The sequence below is a fragment of the uncultured Mailhella sp. genome, from assembly GCF_944324995.1.
In the GTDB taxonomy this organism is placed as follows: Bacteria; Desulfobacterota; Desulfovibrionia; order Desulfovibrionales; family Desulfovibrionaceae; genus Mailhella.
Map to the genome: position 1 here is coordinate 104,319 of NZ_CALUYL010000001.1, position 25,166 is coordinate 129,484.

Consider the following 25,166-nt stretch of genomic DNA (forward strand, 5'->3'; position numbering starts at 1 on the left):
CATGAGCGATATCTCCCGTCTTGCCAAGACATTGATGAAGCTGGACGACAAGCTGGCCGACTGCATGCGCTGCGGTCTGTGCCAGGCTGTCTGCCCGGTGTTCGGCGTCACTCACAAGGAAGGCGACGTGACCCGCGGCAAGCTTGCGCTGCTCGACAACCTCGCCCATAAGATGATTCAGGACCCCGACGCCGTGGAGGAACGCCTCAACCGCTGCCTTCTGTGCGGTTCCTGCCAGGCCAACTGCCCCTCCGGCGTGTCCATCATGGAAATCTTCGTCGAGGCCCGTCAGGCCCTCGTGGACTACCGCGGCCTGAACCCCATCAAGAAGCTCGTCTTCCGCGAACTGCTCACCCATCCGCAGCTGTTCAGCGCCATGATGCGCACCGCCGCGCCCTTCCAGGGCCTGGTCATGCGTCAGCAGGGCGCCAAGACCTACGACATGCCGCTTCTGAGCAAGCTCGTGGGTTCGCGCCACATCGCAAAGCTGCCCGCGAAGTCCCTGCACGCCAAGTACGGCGACCTGCACACCGAAGGGCAGATCGGCATCAAGGTGCTCTTCTTCGCCGGCTGCATGGCCGACAAGTACTACACCCAGCTCGGCGAAGCCTGCCTCAAGGTGCTCAGGCATCACGGCGTGGGCGTGGTCATGCCCTCCAAGCTCACCTGCTGCGGCATTCCCGCTCTCGCTTCCGGCGACCGCAAGGGCTTCGTCATGGAAACCCGGAAGAACCTTGAAGTCATCGGCCGGGAACTCGTGGGCGGCGGCATCAACTACGTGGTCACGCCCTGCGGCTCCTGCACCGCCACGCTCAAGGAATGGTGGCCCTACTTCATTCAGGAATTCTCGCCCGATCAGCAGAAGACCGTGCGTGCCGTGGCCGACCGCGTCATGGACATCAACGCCTTCCTCGTGGACGTGCTCCACGTGGATCAGATGGAACCCGGCGAACGGCATCCCGGCGACGTCACCCGCGTGACCTTCCACGATTCCTGCCACCTGAAGAAGAGCGTCGGCGTGTCCGAACAGCCCCGCAAGCTCATCCGCATGAATCCCAACTACGAGCTCGTGGAAATGGCCGAGGCAGACCGCTGCTGCGGCTGCGGCGGCAGCTTCACCCTGTTCCACTACGACCTGTCGAAAGAAATCGGTCAGCGCAAGCGCGACAACATCGTGCGTTCCGGCGCGTCCGTGGTGGCCACCGGCTGCCCCGCCTGCATGCTGCAGATTTCCGACATGCTCTCGCAGAACAAGGATGAGGTGCAGGTCAAGCATCCCATTGAAATCTACGCGGAAACGCTGCCCGACTGACATTATCGGGGAGAGCGGCCCCATAGAGCCGCTCTTCCCGTCTTTACCGCACATTCAGGCGGAAACTGCCTAAGGAGTAACAATGACTCAGGATCAACTCGTTGAAGTGGTGAAAGCCAAGGCTCCCTCTGTTCCTGTGACTCTCTACGAGGCCAAGGACTTTGCGGACGCCATGCAGTACGCCGTGGACGTGACTGAAAAGAAGCGTCACTGCGAAATGCTCCTGCCCGTGGAAGGCGAACAGTACGGCCCCGCGAGCGAAAACGGCTTCCCCACCCTTCTTGACCGCTTTATCGCCGCTCCCGGACTGTCCGACGAAGAATACGCCGTTCTGGAAGAAAAGGCCGCCGGAACCGACATCCATCTGCTCCGTTCCGGTCTGCGCGATCACATGGGCGGCTTCGACACCAGCATCACCTGGGCCGACGGCCTCGTGGCCGACACCGTCACCTGCGTGGTCAATTCCAACCGCGAAGAAGTTCGTCTCGGCACCATGGTGGCCGAAGTTTCCATCATGCTGGTGCGCAAGTCCACCCTGCTCAACAAGATTGAAGACGCCAACGATCTTCTGCTCGACCTCGTGAACCGCGGCGGCGCGTCCTACACGGCCTTCATCACCGGCCCCAGCCGCACGGCGGACATTGAACGCGTGGGCGCCCTCGGCGTGCACGGCCCCCTCGAACTTCACATCGTGCTGCTGGAGGACTAAATTATGGCTGACGCCAAAGACATGAAGGAATACCACGGTCAGATTCAGGAAGCGCTGGACGACAAGTTCCTCCGCGCCACGCTGGACAAGTTCGCCGTCGAATACAAGGCCAACCGCACCCGCATTTTTTCGGGCATGGACGTGGACGGTCTCATCAAGGAAGTGGCCGACATCAAGGACAATGCCGCTCAGCACATGATGGAGCTGTTCGCCCAGTTCAAGGCCGAAGCTGAAAAGCGCGGCGTGCACGTGCACCTCGCCTCCACCGGCGCCGAAGCGAACCGCATCATTGCCAAGATCGCCAAGGAAAACAACTGCCACAACATCATCAAGTCCAAGTCCATGACGGCGGAAGAAATCCACCTCAACGACGCCCTCGAAAAGGAAGGCTGCCGCGTGGTGGAAACCGACCTCGGCGAATGGATCATTCAGCTGCGCCATGAAGGGCCTTCCCACATGGTCATGCCCGCCATTCACCTTTCGCGCTATCAGGTGGCCGACCTGTTCACCGACGTGACCCACGTTCAGCAGGACAGGGAAGACATTCAGAAGCTCGTGAAGGTGGCCCGCAAGGAACTGCGCAGCGAATACGTGAAGGCCGACATGGGCATTTCCGGCGCCAACTTCGCCGTGGCCGAAGCCGGCCTCATCGGCACCGTGACCAACGAAGGCAACCTGCGCCTCGTGACCACCATGCCCCGCGTGCATGTGGTGCTCGCCGGTCTTGAAAAGCTCATTCCCACCGTTGCCGACGCCCTCAAGGTGCTGCAGGTGCTGCCCAGAAACGCCACCGCGCAGGCCATCACCTCCTACATCACCTGGATTGCCGGCGCCAACGAATGCGCCGCCGGTCCCGACGGCCGCAAGGAAATGCACATCGTCTTCCTCGACAACGGCCGTCTCAAGATCGCTCAGGATCCCGCCTTCAAGGACATCCTGCGCTGCGTGCGCTGCGGCGCCTGCGCCAACGTCTGCCCCGTGTACCGTCTCATCGGCGGCCACAAGATGGGCTACGTGTACATCGGCGCCGTGGGCCTCGCGCTCACCTATCTGTATCACGGCGCAGACAAGGCCCGCGCCCTGGTTCAGAACTGCATAGGCTGCGAATCCTGCAAGAACGTGTGCTCCGCAGGCATCGATCTGCCGCGCATCACCATGGAAATCCGTTCCCGCCTCGTCAAGGCCGACGGCAACAGCGCCGCCGGTTCCGTGATGAGCATGGTCATGAAGGACCGCGACCGCTTCCACAGCCTGCTCAAGTTCATCAAGTTCTCGCAGAAGCCCCTCACCGTGAAGGGCGGCAAGTTCATCCGTCATCTGCCCGCCGTGCTCATGGGCGGCGATCAGAGCTTCCGTCAGCTGCCCGCGCTGGCGCCCAAGTCGTTCCGCCAGCTCTTCAAGAGCGTGGTGAACAATCCGGCCCAGCCCAAGTTCCGCGTGGCCATCTTCTCCGGCTGCGCGCAGGACTTCGTCTATCCCGAGCAGCTCGTGGCCGCCGTGCGCCTGCTCAACAGACACGGCGTGCATGTGGAGTTCCCCCTCAAGCAGACCTGCTGCGGCCTGCCCCTCGAAATGATGGGTCAGCGCGAAACCAGCCTGCAGGTGAGCTCGCAGAACGTGAACGCCTTCGAGCCCGGCAAGTACGACGCCATCATCACCCTGTGCGCGTCCTGCGCCGGTCACCTCAAGCACGCCTATCCCGACCTGCTCAAGGACACCCCCGACCACTACCGCACCGACATCTTCGCTTCCAAGGTCATGGACTTCACCTCGTTCGTGTACAACAAGCTCGGACTGCGTGAAGACGACTTCGTGAAGTCGGATGAAAAGGTGACCTACCATTCGCCCTGCCACATGCGCAACATGGGCATCACCGAAGAACCCCGCGCGCTCATCAAGATGGTTGCCGACTACAAGCCCGCAGCCGAAGAAGACGTGTGCTGCGGCTTCGGCGGCACCTTCTCCGTGAAGTTCCCCGAACTCTCCGCCGAAATCGGCAAGAAGAAGCTGAAGAACAGCGAAGAGTCCGGCGCGTCCCTCGTGGTCACCGACTGCCCCGGCTGCGTCATGCAGATCCGCGGCGTGGCTACGGCCAATGATTCTCCCATCAAGGTCGAGCATCTCTCCGAACTGCTCGCCCGTCACATGAAGTAAACCTGCATTCGAGGCCCCGTCCCCCGGGACGGGGCCTTCTTCCCCGCCGGCCTCCGAACGAAACTTCCCTCCGCAACGCGCGGTCTCGAGAACCCCCTTTCGCCGGAGAGCCCCGCGCGGACACCCAACAAAATATTCCCGACGACGGATCGCGTCGCGGCCGCCTGCGTTCATCGCGGCGCGGCTTCCGTCTTTGCATCCAAAACACCCTTTTTCCGCTCCTTCGGAGCCGCAAAATTACGCTGTCAGGTCCCAGGCATCACGCTTTTTCCTGCATAATCCCGTTTACCTTCTTACAGATAGAGGAGAGCACTATGAACATTGAACTGCTGGCATTGTTCGCCGTCGCACCGCTTCTGGTGGCGCTGGTTCTCATGGTCGGCCTGCGCTGGTCGTCCATGCGCGCCATGCCTCTGGCATGGGCCACGGGCGCCGTTCTCGCCATTATCGTATGGCAGCTGCCCATCGTCCGGGTGATAGCTCTCACCCTCGAAGGCTTCATCACCGCCGCAGGCGTGCTCATCATCGTCTTCGGTGCTCTGCTCATCTACTACACGCTCACCTACAGCGGCGCCATGGAAACCATCCAGGCCGGCATGAAGAAAATCAGCCCCGACCGCCGCGTGCAGACCATCATCATCGGCTTCATGTTCGCCGCCTTCATCGAAGGCGCGGCCGGCTTCGGCACCCCCGCCGCTCTTGCCGCTCCGCTGCTGCTCGGTCTCGGCTTCCCGCCCCTCTGCGCCGCCGTCATCTGCCTCGCCTTCAACAGCATTCCCGTGACCTTCGGCGCCGTGGGCACCCCCGTGCTTCAGGGCTTCAAATCCATTGAAAGCCTCGCCATGACCGCCCTCGGCGTGGGCGATCCCGCCGTGGTGTACAAAACCATCGGCGAATACGTCACCCTCATGCACCTGCCCATGCTCTTCATCCTGCCCATCTTCCTGCTGGGCTTCATGACCCGCTACTACGGCAAGAACAAGTCCTGGAGCGAAGGCTTCGCCGCCTGGAAGTACTGCCTGCTCGCCTCCGTCTGCTTCGGCGTGCCCTACTTCATCCTCGCCTGGGCCGTCGGTCCCGAACTGCCCTCCCTGCTCGGCGGCATCATCGGCCTCGGCGTGCTCGTGAAGCTCACCCAGAAGGGCATCTGCGTGCCCGAAGGCACCTGGGACTTCGATTCCAACGACAAGTGGGATCCTTCCTGGATCGGCGAAATCAAGCCCTCCGACGTGACCGAATACAAGGAACACATGAGCCAGTTCATGGCCTGGCTGCCCTACGTGCTCTGCGGCCTCATCCTCGTGCTCACCCGCGTGCCCGCCTTCCATCTGAAGGGCCTGGTCACCGACCCCATGTTCAACATCGGCGCTTCCAACATCCTCGGTCAGGAAGGCGTGACCTCCTACATCGCCATCATGAACCTGCCCGGCACCATTCCCTTCATCCTCGTTTCCATCATCACCATCTTCCTGCACGGCATGCTGCGCAACGATGAAATCGGCAGCAACAAGGTCAGCAAGGCCTGGTCCACCGCCTTCACCAAAATGAAGGCCCCCACCATCTCCCTGCTCGCCGCCGTGGCCCTCGTGTCCATCTTCAAGGGCACGGGCGTCAGCGAAGCCACCAACCACGTCTCCATGCCCATGGCCCTCGCCCAGTGCCTCGCCGACCTCGCCGGCGGCGCATGGCCCGCCCTCGCCTCCTACGTCGGCGGCCTCGGCGCGTTCATCACCGGTTCCAACACCGTGTCCGACATGCTCTTCGCCAACTTCCAGTGGGATATGGCCAGAACCCTCGGCTACACCGTGCCCCAGCACTTCGTCATCGTGGCCGCTCAGGGCGTCGGCGGCGCCATGGGCAACATGATCTGCATCCACAACATCGTGGCTGCCTGCGCCGTGCTCGGCCTCATCGGCAAGGAAGGCGACATCCTGCGCCGCACGGTCATTCCCTTCGTTCTCTACGGCATCGCCGTCGGCATCGTAGCCTTCATCCTCATGTAGGCTCGCTCCGCTTTTACGCCAAAAGGCCGCCTTCGGGCGGCCTTTTTTGCGTCCGGCGACACCGCTTCCGCTCTTTTCTCCCCGAAGCGTTGGGAGTACCCTTGCCAACGACGCGAAGATGCATGCAGTCCCGCAAATCAAAACGCCTTCCGCCGCGCACAGGCAGCGCGCCGCGCCGAAATCCGTCGACGCCCGCAGACGCCGCCCGTCAGGAGAACGCATGGAACAGCATTCCTTTTTCGATACCGACGCCTCTCAGCCGCTGGCCGCCCGTCTGCGCCCGCGCACGCTGGAGGAATTTTTCGGTCAGGAGCACCTTCTCGGCAAGGGCAAGGTGCTGCGCAGGCTCATTGAAGCCGATCAGATATCCTCCATGATCTTCTGGGGGCCTCCGGGCGTGGGCAAAACCACGCTGGCCCGCATCATCGCCGGGCACACGAAATCAAACTTCATCGACTTTTCCGCCGTCACCAGCGGCGTCAAGGAAATACGCGCCGTCATGCAGCAGGCCGAAAAGGACAGGCAGTACGGACGGCGCACCATGCTCTTCGTGGACGAAATACACCGCTTCAACAAGGCGCAGCAGGACGCCTTTCTGCCCTCCGTGGAAAAGGGCAGCATCGTGCTCATCGGCGCGACCACGGAAAATCCGTCCTTCGAGGTGAACGGCGCGCTTCTTTCCCGCTGCAAGGTGTTCGTGCTGCATCCGCTCTCCGAAGAAGACATGAAGGCCCTGCTCAGGCGCGCCCTGCACGATCCCAGAGGCTTCGGCCGTCAGACCATCGACATGCCGCCCGACATGCTGGACGTCATTGCCGCCTTTTCCAACGGCGACGCCCGCTCCGCCCTCTCCACGCTGGAAATGCTCGTGCTCAACGCCGAAAATGAAAACGGCGTGATCACCATCACCAGGGACACGCTGGAAGCCTGCACCTCCCGCAAGTCGCTGCTCTACGACAAGAAGGGCGAGAAGCACTACAATCTGATTTCCGCGCTGCACAAGTCCATGCGCAATTCCGATCCGGACGCCGCCGTGTACTGGCTCGCCCGCATGCTGGAAGCCGGCGAAGATCCGCTCTACATCGCGAGGCGCGTCGCGCGCTTTGCCAGCGAAGACGTGGGCCTCGCCGATCCCCACGCGCTGGACGCCGCCATCTCCGCCTATCAGGCCTGTCACCTCATCGGCATGCCGGAATGCTCGGTGCATCTCACGCAGGCCGTGGTGTACCTTTCCCTCGCGCCGAAATCCAACAGTCTCTATGTGGCCTACACCCGGGCCAAAAAGGACGCGCTCTCCATGCTGGACGAGCCCGTGCCGCTGCAGCTTCGCAATGCCCCCACCAGACTCATGAAGGACCTCGACTACGGCAAGGGCTATCAGTACGCGCATCACGCCGAAGAAAAGCTGACGAACATGCACTGCCTGCCCGATTCCCTGCGCGGCAGAACCTACTACGCGCCCACCGATCAGGGACTGGAGGCCCGCTGTCGTCAGCGCCTGGAAAACATCAAGGCCTGGAAGAAGGCCCACGAGGCGAATCCGCCCGCGCCGGAGGAAACAAAAAGCAGCGCGCGCAGGGCAAGGAGCAAGAAACGCAGCGAGGATGTTTCTTTCTCGGAAGGTTCATAAAAGTTTTACTCATAAAACTTTATTTGACAAATCATACCATTCCCCCTAGCCTGAACAAAGCCGCCGCACCTTCAGCCAGGGAGTTTTTCTTGTCCACGCCGCCTTGCGACGACCGACGGATGACGCCGAGCCGCAAACTTCCGTCGCGTTCCGAACTGATCCGACTCACGCTTCCGCAGATGGGTCTCATGTTCTGCCATCTGGCCATTTCCATGACCGACGTGTGGACGGCGGGAAAGATCAGTCCGGAAGCGCAGGCCTCCATCGGCGTGGTGGCGCAGATATTCTCCCTGCTCATGCTGCTCACCTCGCTCGTGGCGAGCGGCTGCATGGCCACGGTAAGCCAGTCGCTCGGCGCTGGACTTCCGCTCCGCGCCAATCGCTACGCCGGGCTCATCATCATGCTTTCCGCAGGCATGGGCACGCTGGTGGCCGCCCTCGCCCTGCTCTGCCGGCCGGTCATTTTTCATCTCATGGGCATTTCCGACGATTTGCGGCCCGTGCTCTCCGTGTTTTTCACCGCCTACTGCTGCCAGCTTCCCTTCTACTACGTGCTCGTCATGGTGAATTCCATTTTCCGGGCCTACAAGAAGGTGCTCTTTCCGCTGCTCACGATTCTCTTCATGACGCTGGCCAATCTGTTCGGCGATCTCGGCTTCGGGCTCGGACGCTTTTCTCTTCCGGCCTTCGGCGCGGCGGGCATAGCCTGGACCACCTTTGCCTGCGCCGTGCTCGGGCTTTTGAGCAATCTTGCGCTGGCGGCCCGCTACGGCCTTCTTCATCGCCGCACCTTTGCGCCGTGGCGCTGGAACCGGCGCGCCATGCCGTATCTTTTCCGGGTGGGCATGCCCGCCGCGGCGGGGCAGATCATCACCCATCTCGGCAGCCTGACCACGCTTGCCATCGTCGGCCTTCTGCCCGACAGCACCGACGCCCTGGCCGGCATGAGCGTGGGCGGACGCGTTCACGCCATGCTGCTGTTTCCGCTGGGCGCGCTGCACATGTCCATGGTCATCGTGAGCGGGCATCTTCTGGGAAGCGGAGAGAGAACCGGACTGTACCTGTTCGGACGCCGTGCCGTGCTCAGGCTCGGGCTCGCGCTCGTGCCGCCTTCGCTTGCGCTCTGGCTGCTGCGCGATCAGGCGGCGGCGCTTTTTTCCGACAACGCCGCCGTGCTGGAACAGGCCTCGCTGTTCCTCTTCTTCGCCTGCCTCTACGTGCCGCTCACGGGCATGACGGGCATGATGAACGCGCTTTTCTCCGGAGCGGGAGCCACCATTCTGTCCTGCCGGGTCGGGGCCGCCACATGCTGGGTTGTAGGCATTCCCCTTTCCCTGGTCATGGGACTCGGCCTTCATCTGGGCGCAGGCGGCGTGTACGCCGCCGGAGCGGCCACGCAAACGGCGGCCTTTCTCTGGACGCTGCGCATCTTTTACGGAAAGAAATGGCTTGAATACGGCCTGCGGAAACGTCAAACTGCCTGAAAACACGGAGGAGCCATGCCGGAACAGCTCAACAGTCCGCCGTCCGCACCGACGGAACACAAAGCGCTTTCTCCCGCGCTGGAAAACTATCTTGAAATCATCTTTCTGGAAGAAGCCCGCGAGGGCGCGGCGCGCGTGAGCGCCATAGCCGACGCCGCCGGGGTGAGCCGTTCCACCGTGACCACCATGCTCAAGGTGCTCAAGTCGCTGGGCCTTGTGGACTACCAGCCCTACGGACTCATCCATCTCACGGAAGCGGGACGCGGCATCGGGCGCGACATTGCGCACCGGCACATCATTTTCCGGGAGTTTTTCCTTCAGGTGCTGCAGATTGAGGAATCCGAAGCCGACGCCGTAGCCTGCGAGCTCGAACACGTGGTGCCGCCGGACGTCATCCGCCGCTGGGGACAGTTCGTGCTCTACCTGCGCGGCCGGGACTTCTGGAAGAACTGGCAGGAAGACTACCGCAAAGAACGCGCCTCGCTGGTCGGAGCCATGAATGAGACCTTTCACAACATGGGCGCACTCGACAACCAGGAAGAAGCCAGAGAGCTCGCCCGAAAATACCGGTAGGCACGTCTCTGCAGGGGTGCGGCACATCGACGCCGCAACATTTTCTTTGCTGCGGCATGGAGGGGCAGCCTCAGGCGGACGCGCACCTCGCGCCCGGCGGGGCGACGGAGCGAATCAGCGCAGGCATCGGCGAGTTCTCGGCAAGGCTCGGCACAGCCTTGCCGCGCCATCAGCGCTACCCGTCCGTCAGACGGTAATGCACCGGAATCAGCACCTGAAATCCGCCCGTCTGTGCCACGGAAAGCCCCACCAGCTTTTCGCCCAGCCGCTTTGCCGCGGCGTCGAGCACGGCTTTTCCCGAACCTTCCGACAGCGAACACGCACTCACGCGGCCGTCCGACGCCACATGCACCAGAAGCCGACACGTGCCCTCCGCGCCGGAGCGACGCCCCTGCCGCGGGTACTGCTTGTGCCGCTCCACGGCCTGAAGCAGCACGGCAAGCGCCGCGCTTTTGTCCGGCTCGACCTTGGCGCTGCCCGCCGCGCCGGGCATGGACGCCGCCGCCTTTCCCGGCACCAGCGCAGTTCCCGCCGCGTCGGAAGCCCCCTGCGCCGCGCCCCTATCGACCGTTCCCTGCTGCACCGCCTTCGGCTGCGGAGTTTTCACCGCTTCGGCTTTTGCGGGCTTTCGTGCAGGTGCAGGCTTCGCCCTTCTTTCCGGCTTCGGCTCCATCTTCGCCTCCGGCTCCGGTTCAGGTTTCGGCGCAGGCTTCGGCGTGGCCGCAACCTTCGGTTCAGGCGCAACCTCAGGCTCCACCTTCTTTTCCGGCGCTGCCGGTTCAGGAATCTCAAACGGCGAGTCCTCGGCCAGCAGTCTTTTCACTTCCGTCTGCGGGGCCGGAGCCGGAACAAGCGTCCGGAACTGCGCATGCACGAGAGCCGTTCCGCCCGCCTGCACCGGGGGCAGCGTCAACGTCTGTTCCGCCAGCAGCGAAAACACGCTGAGCATGGTGAACGACATCACGCCGCACATGCCCGCGGCCGCCACGTGGCGACTTCGGCGCAGTTGCGTTGCGCCGAAGGGCGACCGCAGAGGACAGGTCTTATAACTACCGGCCTTCCGCCGGTCTGGTGCTGATGACAAAATGGCCTCCCTTCTTCACCTTGGCCCGATCCACGACGCTCACAAAAGCCTCGAACGGAGCCTTTTGATCCACGTACAGATTGAGCAGCGCTTCCGGCCGCTCCGAAAGCACGGCGTCAAGCTCGTCCTTTTCTATCCGGCGGCCTTCGTAATGCAGCGAGCCGTCGGCTTTGATGGAAATCACCTGCTCGCGCCTGTTGTCGGACGCCTCGGCCTCGCCGGAAGCCGGGAGCAGAATGTCCAGCACGGGGCGGCTGAAGGTGGTCGTCATGATGAAAAAAATGAGCAGCATGAAAATGGTGTCGATGAGCGGCGTCAGATCAATGCTCGGCTCGTCGTCCAGACCGAAATTAAACATCATCGTCCTCTCCGCGGGGCCTGCCGCCCTTTCGCTTCTGGCAGAAGTCCAGCGCCCGATAGCTGTATTCCACCACCTCGATATGAAAGCCCTTGAAACGCAGCATCAGGAAATAATAGACCATGAGCGCGGGTATGGCCACGCACAGCCCCATGATGGTGGTTATGAGTGCCTCCCATATACCGTTGGCCAGCATGGCCGTGTCGGGGGCTGCGTTCTCCCCGATGGTCTGAAACACCGTGACCATGCCGAGAATGGTGCCGAGCAGCCCCAGAAGCGGCGACAGCACGGAAATCAGCCGCAAATAGCATATCTCGCGGGTGAGCTGCTCGAAATTGCGATGGAAGAGATAGGCGATTTCCGCCCGGATGTCTTCCGAATGGCCGGAATGCGTCTGCACGATGTCGCGCACGATGCAGATGAGCGGATTGTCGCCCTCGTAGCTCATGCACTCTCCGCTCCGCTCCTCGTTTTCCAGCTCGGGAAAGGTGCGGCGAAAATCCCTCCAGACAAAAAACAAAAACGCGTAGCTTTTAATGGCAAGGTACACGCCCGCGCACGCCACCGCCGCAAGCACCACGCCCGCCGGGCCTATGGCGTCGTATATTTCCGACCAGTTCATCTCCTTGTCCTTCCCTGACCGAAGCCTGCGGGAAAAGGCGTCCGGATCAGGCGTCCGGCCCGCTCCCGCAGCTTCGCGGCCTTGTTGAATGTTGCTTCAGCTCCGCCCCGCCTCCGGAGCGGGAAAACGCTACCGTTCCAGAAAACGGCGGATGAACGCCTGCGCGCGGCGGCAGTCCTCGTCGTCGGGATGTCTGGCCGCCTCCGCAATGCGCGCCTTCCGCTCCTCGGTCATGGGGTGCACGTCGCCCGCCATGCGGGCCATGATTTCCAGCACCTTCGGATCCACCCTACCCTGACAGAGCCAGGAACCGAGCACGACGTTGCCGCGCGCGGGCTCCAGCGCCAGCGCTTCGCCGCGCGCCATGCACTCCCTCGCGTGATCGGAATCGGGCCACGCGCCCAGCGTGCCGAAAAAGGCCAGTCTGGCGTTGCGCACGCCTTCGAGCCAGGCGCGGGTTGCGGCGTCGGGCATGCCCCTGTCCACCCAGTAGCCCACGGCCACCACGTCGTACTGATCCACGGACGAAGGCGCTTCCTCCACGGGAAGAAGCTCACATCCGGGCATGACCCCGGCCATGGCCTGCGCCACCTTTTTCGTGTTTCCGGTTCGCGAGGAATACACCACAAGCGTTTTCATCATCATTCTCCTGACAATAGTTTTCATTTTCAAACATTGACGCCGCCAGACCGCTGCGCGCAGCAACGCCGGACGTAAAACCGCGCTCCCAAACGGCGGTCACACGCCGGTCATTTTCCGGCGAAGCGCAAAGAACGCCGCGCGCACCGAGGGCAGAATACGGTGATGTTCCCTCCCCGCGTACACGGCAAACGCCACGCCTCCCCGCCCGTCGAAAAACTGCACGGAATGGCTCTCCAGTCCCATGAAGGGCAGGGAAAGAAAGGCGATGTCCGCAATGAGATCGGCCCTGATGTGCCCGCCGAGGGCTTCGCCTGCGGCAAGATTGCAGTATCCGTTTCCCGGCGAGCCCGCAGGAATGCGCCCGGAAACTTCAAACACGTGCCCTTCGTGCTGCACGATGAACGTCGCCTTTTCCCACTCGCCGAGCGCCTCCCATATGCCGGCAAAATCCCCGCCGGAGGCAAAGGCGCACATGCCTTCGGGCAACGCCTGCGCCGCCTGCTTTTCCGTGACGTTGAACATCCCGGCCAGCGAGGAAAGCATCCACGGCTTCCGCTGTTCAAGGGCGGCCGCCAAGCTCTCGGCCAGATTCGATGATGCGCGCTCGTCCTTCATAATGCCTCCTTCGCCTGATCGGCGCGCGCCGCTTCCCCGGAAGGGCGAAACGGCAGACGAAGCGCGCGTGAACAGGAACGTTTCATAAGTTCAAGATCGTGGGTAATCACCAGCACGCAGACGCCCTTTTCCGCAAGAGCGTCCAGCGCCCGGGCAATGCGCTGCATGTTGCCGCCGTCAAGGCCGCTGGTCGGCTCGTCGAGAATGAGCACCTCGGGACTCTTGGCCAGGGCGCAGGCAATGACAAGGCGCTGCTTTTCCCCGCCGGAGAGCGACTGCGGATGCCTTTCCGCCAGCGCGGAAAGTCCGAAAAGCTCCAGCAGTTCCGATGCTGATACTTCCGGCGCTGCATTCCCGCCGCCGGATGCGCGCCTTTGCCGTTCGGCAAGGCGAAGACTGACGGCAATCTCCTCGGCCACGGTTCTCATGTGCAGCTGATGATCGGCGTTCTGCAGCACGATGCTCGCCCGGCGCAGAAGCTCCCCGGAAGAAAGTTCCCGGCCGTGCAGGAAAAAGCGCCCCGACTGCGCCTTGTTCAGCCCCGTCAGCAGACGGGCCAGCGTGGTTTTTCCCGCGCCGTTGTCGCCGATGACGGCCGTCACGCCGGGCCCGAGAGAAAAGGACACGCCGTCAAACAGAGGCCTGCTCCCCCGGTAGGCAAAAAAAAGCCCTTCCGCGCGCAGTCCGGCGTCGGCGGGCGCGGACTCTTCCGGCAGCTGGGCGCGCATATCCTCCACACGGCACTCGCGCAGTCCGCAGCCGCGCCGGAGTCCTTCATCCTCAAGCAGGGCGAAGTTGCCCATGGCGCAGATCTCGCCGTTCTTCATGATCAGCACGCGGTCGGCCACGCCTTCGAGCCAGTAGAGACGATGATCGACCACCAGCACGGCCATGCCGCTTTCCTTGAGCGTGCGCAGCTTCCGCGCCAGCTCCGCCGTGGATTCGGGATCAAGATTGGCCGAAGGCTCATCGAGCGCAAGGGCCTTCGGCTCCTGGGAAAGTATGGAGGCAAGCCCCACCTTCTGCTTCTGCCCCTCGGAAAGCTCATGCACGGCCTGATGCAGCACGCCGCAAAGACCGAAGGATTCCGCCGCGCGCCGCACCTTTTCCCGGGTCGCTTCGGCGGGCAGGCCCCGCCATTCGTGAACGAAGGCAAGCTCGTCCTCCACGCCGAGCGCAAAAAACTGCTGTTCCGGATCCTGAAAAAGCGTGCCCACGCTGCGGGAAATCTCCCGGACGGGCGTCTCGCCGGTACTGCGGCCGTTCACCAGCACCCGCCCCTTCATCTCGCCCCGGAAGCAGCCGGGGCACAGACCGTTGGCCAGGCGCATGAGCGTGCTCTTGCCGCATCCGCTCGGCCCGGAAACCAGCACGAGTTCCCCCGGGCGCACGCGGAAACTGACGTCGCGCACGGCGGGCCTGTCGGAAAACGGATAGGTGTAGGTAACATTTTCAAAGCATATCATGCCGTCATCTCCAAACTTGCGGCCGCCGGTTCAGTGCATGGCGGGCGACGAGGCGCTTCCCCAGCGCGCGTGACAGTACAGGGCCGCCGCAACGACGGCCACGGCCAGAACAACCAGTGCGGTGTCGCGCGCAGACCACTGTGGGCGTCGGAAAGGCACAAAGCGCCCGCCCGCCTCAAGCCCCTTGAGCTCGGCGGCAATGCCCAGTTCCTCGGACGTGCGCAGGGAGCGGAAGAGCAGCGGCGCCAGCAGAAGACGCAGCATCATGAACGGATGCCGGAACATTTCTCCCGGGCCGAGGCTGCATCCGCGAATCTTCAGCGTTTCGGCCACCTGACGAACGTCGTTCATGAACGTGGGAATGAAACGGATCATCACCGCGCCCGGCAGATACACGCAGAACGGCAGGCGCAGCCCCTTCAACGCGGTGAGCAGCGCCTGAATGCGTGAAGCGAGCGCCAGAGGCAGTACCACGTTCAGCATGACCGCGCTGCGCATAAAAGGCACCACAAGGCTTTCCGGAGAAAACGGCATGCCGGAAACGGCGCGGGACACGCCCCACGAACATGCGGCGGCAATGCCCATCATGAGCGCGAGGGCCGCATAGGCCACGGCCAGCGCGCGAAAACGGCGCACGGACAACGCGTAGGACAGCGATGCGGCAAACAGCACCGCCTGCCCCTCGAAGGAGCCGACGACAATCGTCGCCGCAGACGCCAGCAGCGTGACGACCATGCGGGCGCGCACGTCGAACCCGCTCTGCGGGGCCCCCTGCTCATCCGGCAAAAAACGTTCCAGTTTCATGGCCGACGCCCCTTGCGAGGCGGGCGCGAAGCCTTCGCCTTCCGCGACGCCCGCCCTCCTACTGACGAATGATGCCCGCATGACGCAGCTCCCTGACGGCCTTCACGCCGGAAAAAAGTCCTCCCACCGAGCCCAGATAGCCGATGGCGACAAAGGGAATCACCATGACCATCATGGCCGGATTCTCGCGCATGAACAGCCAGGAAACGCCGAGGGAAAGTGCCTTGCCCATGGCATCGAACACGGCCGCGCCGAGCACGGCGTTGCCTGCGCCCGCCTTGTCTCTGCCCGGCCACATGGCCGCCTCGCCCGCCAGCGCGCCGATCAGCATGGGCGGCAGCAGCGTGACGCTGGCGCCGAGCAGCAGCATGCTGACGAGCATGTTGATGACGGTGAACAGCATCAGCGTGCCCGGCCTGCGCACCTTGCAGAGCATGACCACAAGCAGCGTGGTGAACACAAGATTCTTGCCCGCGAGACTGACGGGATTCATGCCGCCGCCCGCAAGCGCTATCAGCAGCGTGGACACCTTGGACGCCGCGGCGAACACGCCGACGACCACAAGTTCCTGCGCGCTCCATCGGGAAAAAAATCGAGTCATGAAATTTCCAGACCTCCGACCGGAAAACGAAACAAGGCAAGGCTGCCGCGCCGTCCGCTTTTTCTCCGAAACGGGCGGCGCGGCAGGGTATTCATCAGAACCGGTAGCTCAGCTTCACGTTGGCGTGAAGACCGGGTTCAAGAATGGCCGTATTGTACTGATAACGCTTGTCGAAGATGTTCAGCACCTCGGTGAGCAGCGAAAACTGCTTTTCCGGGCCGAAGTCGAAGCCGAGGGCAATGTTGGCCGTGGTGAAACCGCCGAGATCGTAGTTGCTGCTGCCGGAGGAGGAGCGATACACCGTGGCGGACTGGCTGCGGCCGTACACGTCGGCGCGAAAATCCAGGTCTTCGGCCAGAGCCTTCGCGTAGCGGACGCCGTATCGGCCCACCCACTCGGGAGTGGCGGTATCGTAGGTTTTCCAGCCGTTGCCGTCGTCGTACTGACGGCGCATCCAGGTCAGCGAGGCGTAGGGGGTCACGTCGCCGAACGGGGTGGAAAAACGATAGCCTGCCGCAAGTTCCGAACCGAAGGTGGTGGCGTCGGCCACGTTGGTGTAGGTATAGACGCTGCTGCCGGAACTCACCGGCACGGAGGCTATGTAGTTGTCGGCAATGGAATAGAAGAAGGCAAGATCGAGATCCAGCGCGCCGTGATTGTAGCGGGCGCCGATTTCAAAGTTGTTGGACGTTTCAGGATCCAGATTCGGATTGCCGTAAATGGTGCCGCCGCCCATGGCCGTGCCGATGTATTTTTCCGTCAGGTTCGGCACGCGGAAGCCCTGCGCCCAGCTTGCGCGCAGCGCCAGATCCTCAATGCCCGTCCACACGAGTCCCACATTGAACACGGGGCGGGAATTCGTGTCGTCGCCGAGCGCGCGCTTTTCCACCGCGCCGGAATAGTCGAACATGGGCCGCTTCATGCCGCCCATCTGCATCGTGCCGGTGTAGGGATTGGAAACTTCTTCGCCGCGCGTCAGCTCGGTGCGCACATGCGTCCAGCGCACGCCGTAGGTGAGCGCCAGATTCCAGGGCAGCTGACTTTCCATGGAGGCGAACAGCGACTGATTGAGCTGATTGCCGTCGTAGTATTTGTCCGTGGTCTTGTTGATGAGAATGCTCATGACCGGGGACATGGAAATGCGGTTGTTCAGATAGGTTCTGCCGTCGGAATTGAGCCTGTCGTAGTTCAGCTCATACCCGGCGATGAGATAGTGATCCGCGCCGAGCTGCCAGTCCGTCTGCAGCGAGATGCCGCGGCTGCGGATGATGTTGTGCGCAAAGTTGTCCATGACCACGTCGGCGGAGGCGTAGGAAACGGGTCTGCCGTTCATGCTGGTGCTGCCGGGCCCGCTCGCCTGCCCCACATAGTTGCGCATGTCCTTTTCGTTCTTCTGATAGTAGGCGTCGAAGCGCACGCGGGCCAGGTATTCGCTGATGTCCTTCCCTTCCGCAAACAGGTAGTACTTGGTGCGCGCCCACTTGGGAACACGGACGAAGAAACGGTTGCCGTTGCCGTTGTCCTTCATGGACGTGGAATTGAACGCGCCCTTGTAGTAGTCGAGCCCCGCGCCCACGGTGAAATGTTCGGAAAAGTCGTAGCTCAGGAAGGCGGACGCGTCGGTCTGGCGGAAATTCGTGTTGTCCAGCTCGCCTTCGGGCGTGTGGATGTTTCCCTGATCGGAATGCGAGCCGGACAGGCTGTACTTGAAGCCGTCCAGATTGCCGCGCACGGCCATCCCCTCGGAAAAGCCCCGGGACGCGCCGCTGAATCCGGTCCACACCTCGCCTTCCACGGGCTTTTCGCCGCCCTTCTTCGTAATGATGTTCACCACGCCGCCGATGGCGTCGGAACCGTACAGCACCGACGCCGGTCCCTTGATGACCTCGATGCGTTCAATGCGCGAGGCGTCGATGAGCATGGGCGAGCCGGACATGGACTTGTGCTCGGAAATCTTCTGCCCGTCGATGAGCACCAGCGTGCGGAAGGCGTCCTCGCCGCGAATGGAAATGCGCTTCAGGCCCTGCGAGCCGTCGTTCTGCACCTGCACGCCGGGCACGTCCTCCAGCAGTTCGCCCACGGTGCGCGCGCCGGATCTGCGCACATCCTCGGCGGTCATCACCGTCACGCTCATGGGCACCTGCTGCAGTTCCTTCTCCACACGCGTCGCGGTCACGTACACGTCGCCCGCCTTCACGGTCTCTTCCGCCAGGGCCAGCGGGGCCGGAAGCAGCGCACAGGCAAGCAGCACGGTCGAAAACGCCGTCCAGGTCATTGTCGTCTTCTTCATCATCCCTTCCTTTCGTTGCGCGGCCTTTTAAATCCGCGCTCTGTTCCTCAGGTTCCCGGCCCAAGCGCATGCACGGACTGCCGTGGCCGCGCCCTCTGCCGGAACCCGCGCCCCTGTCCTGCCCTTTCCGGCAGGGGCGCCAGATATCAGTGTTTCGTTGCCTTCTCCAGCTCGTGCTTGAGAAAATCCTGCATGAGCTGAGAAATGTTCACCTGCCAGAACTGCCCGGCAAGCGTGAGCACCATCTTTTCCCCGCGAAGCTCCACCAGTCCGGCGCGGCCCCACTGCTCCAGAAGCGGCTCCAGCCATGTTCGGAGCGGCAGCCTGAACGTGTTCTCCATGTCGGCGAGATCCATCCAGCCCTGTTCCAGGGCCGCAGCCACGGCGCGAAAAAAGTAAAAGTGAGCGTCCGGCCGAACCAGCGTCGCCACGGGCTTTTGTCCGGCGCTCACCGCGTCCAGCCACGTCTGGTACCGGCTCTCATTCATGTAGAACCAGCCCGCGAGATTCCCTCCCGCGCCCGGCCCGAAGGCCAGACAGTTCGCGCTGCCCTTCACCTTGAGATTGTACAGGTTGCGCTCCCGGCTGGTGCGCGCCCAGTGCGTGAGCGAGAGCCGACGGTAAAACGCCTTTTCCAGAACATCCACGGCCGCGGCGAACATGGCCGCCTGCTGCGGAATGTCCGCTGCGGGAGGAAGTTTGCCTTCCCGTATGGCCCGGCCGAGCGGCGTCCGGTCGTACACGTTGAGCTGATAGCAGTCCATGCCGTCGAGCCCGGCGGAACAGGCGGCGGCAATGTCGTCCAGCCACACTTCCATGCTCTGCATGGGAAAGCCGAAAATGAGATCCACGATCACGGCGGCCTGATTGTAGCTCTTCAGGCGCTCCAGCCTGCGGAACACCTCTTCCCGCGGGGCCAGACGCCCCATGGTCTGCCGTATCTTCGTATTGAAGCTCTGCACGCCGAGCGAAAAACGATTCGCGCCTCCCGCAAGACAGGCTTCCATTTTTTCCGGACCGAAGTTGTGCAGCCGCCCTTCCACGGTGATCTCGCAGTCGTTGGCAAGCGGCAGATGCCCGCGCACGGCCCTGAGCAGACGTTCAAGATCGCCGCTCTCCAGCGCCGTGGGCGTGCCGCCGCCCAAGTACACGGCATGCACCGGCCCCTGACTCTGCGCCGCGCGCCCCTCCCAGAGCCGAAGCTCCCGAACAAGAGCGTCCACGTAACGCGCGCTCTCCTCCCGGGAATAGCCCCGGTTGTAGAAGCCGCAGTACAGACAGTGCGTTTCGCAGAACGGCACATGAATGTACGCCACGCTGTCGCCCCGGCGGGGCTCGTCGAGCAGCGCCTCAAGACGCGCCTCCCGCTCCTGCGGCGCAACCAGCCTTCCGCCCACGCCGGGATGCACGGCTATCTTGCCGTCAAACGCGCGGGAGAGAGGATCCGCATCCTCTCTTGCAAAATACTTCTCCACGCTCCAGTCGTCCGACTGCGGAGCGGAAAACGCCGCGCCGTTCAGGCGAGGCTCTTCGGAATCAATCCGTTCCCGATCAAACCGTTCTATGGCGGCGCTCATGAAATCCTCTCTCAACGTTTTGCCGCTGGGCAAAAGTTATACTCATCAAACTTTTTCTGAGCAATAAAGAAATTGAAATTCAATGTCAACTTAAAAACGCAATTTTCTCTTTGCCTTCAGGCTGTGCCCGCAGCTTTCCCTTGAGGAAAACATGCGGACCGGAGGAAAAATCCATTCGTTTTTATTGACGATTTTCACGAAAAACGAACACGGCCCACAAAGACAAAAGGCCGCCGACCTTTCGATCCGCGACCGAGCTTGCGACGTTCTGAAACGCCGCGCTGCGAAGCTTTCCGACTGCGCGCACCTGTGCCGGACCCGGCCCTGGCCTCATCCCGTCCACGGCCATGAAAAGACGTTACGGCATGTTCCGGGCGGCCCAACGCCAGCGAGGCATCGCCTTCCTTCCCCGCCTGCCAAAAAGCCGGAACAGGACTTCTCCTCCTGCTCCGGCCTGTGTTCTGTCTGTCCGCAGCACTCCGGCAAAAACGTCGCACCCGGCGTCAGCGCGGCTTACAGCCCTCCCGGCTTTCGCCAGAGCGAGGGATGAAGCAGAATCAGAAGCGCGTAAAATTCCAGACGCCCCGCAAGCATGCAGAAGGAAAGAATCATTTTGACGGCCTGCGGCATCCATCCGAAGTTGTCCACGGCTCCCACACGGCCAAACCCCGGTCCGGCATTGGAAAGGCACGTCAGCACGGCGGAAAAGCTCGTCAAAAAGTCGATGTTCCAGCAAAGAAGCAGGCCCGTACACAGAAACAGCATGAGCATGTAGGTAACGAAGAAGACGCCGCTGCCGGAGATGATCTTTTCCGAAAGAGGCCTGTCCTGAAATTTGATGGTGTACACCCCGCGCGGATGCAGCATGGAAAAGAACTCACGGCGCAGCACCTTTCCCAGAACCATGATGCGCATGATTTTGAATCCGCCGGCGGTGGAGCCCACGCATCCGCCGACGAAAACGGCAAACAGCAGCATCGGCATCGTGCCGAGAGGCCACAGACTGTAGTTCTCACTGACGAAACCGGTGCTGGTGATGAGGGAAACTATCTGGAACATCGCGCCGCGCAGCAGTTTTTCCGCATCGGAAAAAGACTGCACGGAGGCGCTGTTCTCCGCATACAGAAAGCCTGCGGTAAGCAGCGTAAGCACAGTGCAGAGCAGCACGAAGAAACGGCACTCCTCGCTTTTGCCGTAGGCGTTCCACCTTCCCGAAATAAAACGAAAATGCAGAGTAAAGTTGATTCCGGCCAGAAACATGAAGACAATGATGATCCACTGAACGGCCGGGGAAAACGCCGCCGCCGAAGCATTCTTCGTAGAAAATCCTCCCGTGGCCAGCGTGGCAAAGGCATGATTGACCGCGTCAAGAACATTCATTCCCGCCATCATCAGGCACACGACCATGACGGCGGTAAGAACGCAGTAGCCGCTCCACAGAATCTTGGCGGTATCCTGAATCCGGGGAGCCAGCTTGTCCGGCGTGGGGCCGGGCACTTCGGCCCGGTAGAGCTGCATGCCGCCGACGCCGAGATGCGGAAGCACGGCCAGAGACAGCACGATGATGCCCATGCCGCCGCACCACTGCGTGAGACTGCGCCAGAACAGCAGACTCTGCGGCAGGGCCTCGATATCGGAAAGAATGGAAGACCCCGTCGTGGTAAAGCCTGAAACGGATTCAAACCAGGCGTCCACGGGGGTCATGAATCCCGTGGACACATAGGGAAGCGCTCCGGCGCAGGTGGCGGCTATCCAGCACAGGCCCACGCAGGCCAGCGCCTCGCTGTTGCTGAGTATGGTGCGGCGTTTTCTGCTCCCTGCGCGCACCAGAAGAAGGCCGAACAGCACGGACGCCGCGCAGGTCAGCGCAAGAGAAACCGCGTGCCCGTCGCCGAAGCCTGCGGAAAGAGCCAGAGGAAGGATCTGCATGACGCCGACGCAGGCGATCATGATGCCGACAAGGTAGATGATATTCCAGAGCGTCATAGATCCGAGCCTCCGCACTCGGAGGCCTCCGCATCGCCAAGGATGCGCTCCAGTTCCGCAATGTGCTGCTTTTCCGCCAGAATCAGCACGCGGGCGTCCGACTGAATGACCGTGTCGCCCTTGGGGATGAACACATTGTCCCCCTGAACGACGGCGAGGAAGAGCACGCCCTTGGGCAGGCAGATGTCGCGCAGACGCCGGCCGCAGAGCGCGGAATTCTGCTCGACGAAGACTTCCATGGTTTCGGCGGCTTCATTGCTCACCGCCACCGAGGCCAGCACGTTGCCGTGCCGGATGTAATGCAGAATGCTGCTCACGGTGGCTATGCGCGGGCTCACGATATGATCGATGCCCACGGTTTCCACCAGCGGCAGATATTCGGCCTTGTTGATGCTGGCCACCGCCAGCCCGGCGCCGAGCTTCTTGGCCAGCATGCAGGAAAGAATATTGGACTCCTCGTTCTCGGAAACGGCGACAAAGGCGTCCATCTCGCCTATCCTCTCTTCTTCAAGAAGACTGCGGTCTCTGGCGTCGCCGTGCAGAATCAGCGTAGATCCGAGACTGGAGGAAAGCTTTTCGCACTCCCCGGCATTGCCGGCGATCAGGCAGACCTGCACGTTCATCGACTCCAGTCTTCTCGCAAGCGCCGTTCCGATGAGTCCTGCGCCGTAAATGCACACGCTGCGCACGGGACGGCGCTTCTGCTCCAGCGCGCGGAGTATGGAAGGAAGCGCCGCAGGCTCGTAGATGAAATGAACGATGTCGCCCTGCCGTATGACATCGGAACCGGAAGGAATGATGAGCCTGTTCTCCCGGTAAATCGCGCCTATCATGACGCGCTCTTCCTGCATCACCTCACGGAAGCGGAAAAGCGGCAGATCGATGAGGGGGCCTCTGTCCACCTTCATGCCCGTCATGCGGATGCGGCGATTGGCGAATTCGTGATATTCCACGGAACCGGGCATGGTGATGAGGCGGGATATGGACCGGACGATTTCCTCTTCGGGATTGACCAGAAGGCTGAGCCCGAGACTTTTTTCCAGAAAGCCCGGCAGAAGATGATAGTCGGGATTGCGCACGCGGGCCACGCGTGTGGCCTGAGGCGCCAGCTCTCTGGCGAACATGCAGGCCATGATGTTCACCTCGTCGGAGTTCGTCACCGCAAGAACCAGCTCGGCCTTGTCTATTCCGGCGTCCCGCAGCACCTGCGGGCTGGCCCCCGAGCCCGTCAGCGTCTGCACGTCAAACGCTTCCTGTATCTTGCGCAGCTGCTCTTCGTCATGGTCGATGACAATGACCTGCCGCTGTTCCTCGGCAAGCCGTCTTGTCGTATGAAAGCCGACTTCTCCTGCGCCGATGATGACGATTCGCCCGGAGGAAGGCGCAGATTTTTCCTTAAAAAACATGACTACCCCATGTAAAGGTGGCTGATGAAGACCTATGCCATACGTGCATGAAACATACCATCATGACCATATTTTTCAACGTGTCTTACCGAACACTTGTCTTCCTGCAATCATGCATGTATTTCCTTCATAAACAAAAAATAAAACACATGTCATCATATTGCATGCCTGTGCAGCAGTCATGCAGAAAACTTTTTACAAGCATAATTCATCATCATTCGGCAACCTGTTGAACAGAAAAAAGAGAATGTTTTCCTCCGTCTGTTGAAAAGCAGCAGGTTGGGCTCTTCCCATTCAGAGTCGTGACCGGCAGCATACGTCAGACTCCGGCAACGTGCGTCCGGCAGCCTTTCCGGACGGATACCCCCCGGCCTTTCCGAGGCATCCGCCCTCATGTTGCGCTGAACGCCCCGCCCCGCCGGGACATCCCTTGCTTGACAGAACAGGGCACTTCCCCTAGAAAAAACGGCGGGGGCGGTTAGCTCAGTTGGTAGAGTATCGGTCTTACACACCGACTGTCAGGGGTTCGAGTCCCTTACCGCCCACCAGCATTTGACGTTCCGAAGAAAAGCCGTGTGTTTGCATGGCTTTTCTTTTTTAACAAGCGATCAATGCCCTCAGGCCTGCGGCATCAGAGCTTTTCCCACTTGCTGAAGCGCAGGCAGGAACCGCCGGAGAGCATCTTCATCTTGCGTATGGGGCAGTAGGCCGGGGCCGAATCGCAGCGGATTCTGACCACGCCCTTGAACACGTGAATCTCGGGAACGCGCCTGCCTTCCCACCAACGGCAGGCTCCGCACTTCTTGTCCTGGGGAAAAATGGTATTCGTCGCCATAACAATTTCTCCTTTGCCGCGCCTTCCGCACAACACGCGGACGCTCCATGCCTCCCCGATATCACACCCGCACGCCCTTCTCAACGTGGACGCACGGAAAAGAGCCCCGCGCGTTGCCGCATGTTCCTGCTCCCGAGAGACACTCCGAAGAGATCACGCCTTCTCTTTCCGAACAAGACGCGTCTTTCCGCTGCCTGCGCGGCTCTCCTGGCGTTCCGCTTTCCGCGTCGCCGCCCCGCGCAGGTCTCCGAAGCCGCCTTCTCGTCAGGACGCCTTCCGCCGCTCCATGTCGAGCACATACTCGACTACGTTCCAGTATTCGGAAACGCCGCCGAGGCCGGTGGTGGCGTCGAACACGAACATTTTTCCTTCGGTCGGACGCTCCTTCGGTCGCATGATCCAGAACGGCTTGCAGAGCAGACGGGACGACGACTCCGAGCATCGGATGTCCGCGCGCGGGCCGAGGGGAAGATTGCAGCGTCGCCCCCACGCGGAAATTGCAAACGCCTCCGCCTTTGACGCCGCCTCCGCCTCGTCGAGAACGGCTGCGGCAACATGCGCAGACGCTTCAAGAGCCTGCCCGTCCGCTTCCACGCGCGCGGGGGCAAACGCAGGCTCCGCATCGCCGTGCTCAAAAACAATCCGCTCTTCGCAAACTTCGGGAAACGACGACACCCGAAGGCACTTGCCCGTGCGCGCATCGACCACAAGCAGCATTTCCAGCGGTCTTTTTCCGAAAAAGCGCCAGCTCGCCTGCCCCCGCAGATGAAAAAGCCGGTAGGGGTAATATAAAAGATCGAGCCGAACCTCCTCCCGTCTTTTGCGCAGAAAGGCATACCGCGCACAAAGCGCCTCCGCGTCCCACGCAAGGCCGGAAGAGTTCAGCGTCAGCGTCGTCGTGTCCATGAGTCACCAGCATGCCGGAAATGCGGCCTGACCGAATCAAGAAAATACTGAAAGCGCCTGTTCCGAGCGCCCGTCGCTCAAGGCTCCGGGGCCGAGTCAGGCAGAGCGG

At 61.9% G+C, this 25,166-nt stretch carries 21 protein-coding genes and 1 tRNA gene; 8 read left to right on the forward strand and 14 right to left on the reverse strand.

What is annotated here, in order from left to right:
• Position 1: 1 nt before the first annotated feature.
• The 7 genes from Q0K02_RS00490 (at position 2) to Q0K02_RS00520 (ending at position 9,865) form a co-directional block, all read left to right on the forward strand.
• Positions 2-1,312: a (Fe-S)-binding protein gene (locus Q0K02_RS00490; protein ID WP_294483947.1), complete on the forward strand. Its 1,311-nt coding sequence runs from the start codon at positions 2-4 to the stop codon at positions 1,310-1,312.
• Positions 1,313-1,394: 82 nt separating this feature from the next.
• Positions 1,395-2,021, forward strand: coding sequence for a lactate utilization protein (locus Q0K02_RS00495; RefSeq protein WP_294483949.1), 627 nt, complete (start codon positions 1,395-1,397; stop codon positions 2,019-2,021).
• Between the two features lie 3 nt (positions 2,022-2,024).
• On the forward strand, positions 2,025-4,175 hold the full coding sequence (ldhH, locus tag Q0K02_RS00500; protein WP_294483950.1) for an L-lactate dehydrogenase (quinone) large subunit LdhH: 2,151 nt from the start codon (positions 2,025-2,027) through the stop codon (positions 4,173-4,175).
• A gap of 314 nt (positions 4,176-4,489) precedes the next feature.
• Positions 4,490-6,178 carry an L-lactate permease gene (locus Q0K02_RS00505; RefSeq protein ID WP_294483952.1) on the forward strand — a complete coding sequence of 563 codons (1,689 nt, stop codon included), beginning with the start codon at positions 4,490-4,492 and terminating at the stop codon, positions 6,176-6,178.
• A 220-nt stretch (positions 6,179-6,398) separates the two neighbouring features.
• Positions 6,399-7,808 carry a replication-associated recombination protein A gene (locus Q0K02_RS00510; RefSeq protein WP_294483954.1) on the forward strand — a complete coding sequence of 470 codons (1,410 nt, stop codon included), beginning with the start codon at positions 6,399-6,401 and terminating at the stop codon, positions 7,806-7,808.
• Positions 7,809-7,897: 89 nt separating this feature from the next.
• Positions 7,898-9,292: an MATE family efflux transporter gene (locus Q0K02_RS00515; protein WP_294483956.1), complete on the forward strand. Its 1,395-nt coding sequence runs from the start codon at positions 7,898-7,900 to the stop codon at positions 9,290-9,292.
• Between the two features lie 15 nt (positions 9,293-9,307).
• On the forward strand, positions 9,308-9,865 hold the full coding sequence (locus Q0K02_RS00520; RefSeq protein WP_294483958.1) for a metal-dependent transcriptional regulator: 558 nt from the start codon (positions 9,308-9,310) through the stop codon (positions 9,863-9,865).
• Positions 9,866-10,040: 175 nt separating this feature from the next.
• Here Q0K02_RS00520 and Q0K02_RS00525 read toward each other — a convergent pair whose 3' ends face one another.
• The 12 genes from Q0K02_RS00525 to trkA form a co-directional block, all read right to left on the reverse strand.
• Positions 10,041-10,853, reverse strand: coding sequence for a TonB family protein (locus Q0K02_RS00525; protein WP_294483960.1), 813 nt, complete (start codon positions 10,851-10,853; stop codon positions 10,041-10,043).
• Positions 10,854-10,914: 61 nt separating this feature from the next.
• Complete coding sequence (locus Q0K02_RS00530; protein WP_294483963.1) at positions 10,915-11,310, reverse strand: biopolymer transporter ExbD; 396 nt, start codon at positions 11,308-11,310, stop codon at positions 10,915-10,917.
• Positions 11,300-11,929, reverse strand: a complete 630-nt coding sequence (locus Q0K02_RS00535) for a MotA/TolQ/ExbB proton channel family protein (RefSeq protein WP_294483965.1) — start codon at positions 11,927-11,929, stop codon at positions 11,300-11,302. Before Q0K02_RS00535 ends, Q0K02_RS00530 begins: the two co-directional genes overlap by 11 nt.
• A gap of 129 nt (positions 11,930-12,058) precedes the next feature.
• Positions 12,059-12,568, reverse strand: a complete 510-nt coding sequence (locus Q0K02_RS00540) for a flavodoxin family protein (RefSeq protein WP_294483966.1) — start codon at positions 12,566-12,568, stop codon at positions 12,059-12,061.
• 99 nt (positions 12,569-12,667) lie between these two features.
• Positions 12,668-13,186 carry a heme utilization cystosolic carrier protein HutX gene (hutX, locus tag Q0K02_RS00545; RefSeq protein WP_294483968.1) on the reverse strand — a complete coding sequence of 173 codons (519 nt, stop codon included), beginning with the start codon at positions 13,184-13,186 and terminating at the stop codon, positions 12,668-12,670.
• The gene (locus tag Q0K02_RS00550) at positions 13,183-14,652 is read right to left on the reverse strand and encodes an ABC transporter ATP-binding protein (RefSeq protein WP_294483970.1); all 1,470 of its coding nucleotides are present in this window, start codon (positions 14,650-14,652) and stop codon (positions 13,183-13,185) included. The genes hutX and Q0K02_RS00550 overlap by 4 nt, the downstream gene beginning before the upstream one ends.
• A 30-nt stretch (positions 14,653-14,682) precedes the next feature.
• Positions 14,683-15,456, reverse strand: a complete 774-nt coding sequence (locus tag Q0K02_RS00555; protein ID WP_294483972.1) for an energy-coupling factor transporter transmembrane component T — start codon at positions 15,454-15,456, stop codon at positions 14,683-14,685.
• Positions 15,457-15,514: 58 nt separating this feature from the next.
• Positions 15,515-16,057 (reverse strand): MptD family putative ECF transporter S component, encoded by a 543-nt coding sequence (locus Q0K02_RS00560; RefSeq protein ID WP_294483974.1) that lies wholly within the window; start codon positions 16,055-16,057, stop codon positions 15,515-15,517.
• Between the two features lie 94 nt (positions 16,058-16,151).
• On the reverse strand, positions 16,152-18,347 hold the full coding sequence (locus tag Q0K02_RS00565; protein WP_294483976.1) for a TonB-dependent receptor: 2,196 nt from the start codon (positions 18,345-18,347) through the stop codon (positions 16,152-16,154).
• Between the two features lie 146 nt (positions 18,348-18,493).
• The gene (gene hutW, locus Q0K02_RS00570) at positions 18,494-19,924 is read right to left on the reverse strand and encodes a heme anaerobic degradation radical SAM methyltransferase ChuW/HutW (protein ID WP_294483979.1); all 1,431 of its coding nucleotides are present in this window, start codon (positions 19,922-19,924) and stop codon (positions 18,494-18,496) included.
• A 513-nt stretch (positions 19,925-20,437) separates the two neighbouring features.
• Positions 20,438-21,910: a potassium transporter TrkG gene (locus Q0K02_RS00575; protein WP_294483981.1), complete on the reverse strand. Its 1,473-nt coding sequence runs from the start codon at positions 21,908-21,910 to the stop codon at positions 20,438-20,440.
• Positions 21,907-23,316, reverse strand: a complete 1,410-nt coding sequence (gene trkA, locus Q0K02_RS00580) for a Trk system potassium transporter TrkA (protein WP_294483982.1) — start codon at positions 23,314-23,316, stop codon at positions 21,907-21,909. Before trkA ends, Q0K02_RS00575 begins: the two co-directional genes overlap by 4 nt.
• A gap of 472 nt (positions 23,317-23,788) precedes the next feature.
• Between trkA and Q0K02_RS00585 the strand changes: the two genes are divergently transcribed.
• A tRNA-Val gene (locus tag Q0K02_RS00585) sits at positions 23,789-23,864 on the forward strand.
• 83 nt (positions 23,865-23,947) lie between these two features.
• On the opposite strand, the gene Q0K02_RS00590 is transcribed toward Q0K02_RS00585, so the two are convergent.
• Together Q0K02_RS00590 and Q0K02_RS00595 are read right to left on the reverse strand one after the other, a co-directional pair.
• Positions 23,948-24,151 carry a hypothetical protein gene (locus Q0K02_RS00590; protein WP_294483984.1) on the reverse strand — a complete coding sequence of 68 codons (204 nt, stop codon included), beginning with the start codon at positions 24,149-24,151 and terminating at the stop codon, positions 23,948-23,950.
• 264 nt (positions 24,152-24,415) lie between these two features.
• Entirely contained in the window at positions 24,416-25,057 is a 642-nt protein-coding gene (locus Q0K02_RS00595; RefSeq protein ID WP_294483986.1) for a hypothetical protein, read from the reverse strand.
• Positions 25,058-25,166: the final 109 nt, after the last annotated feature.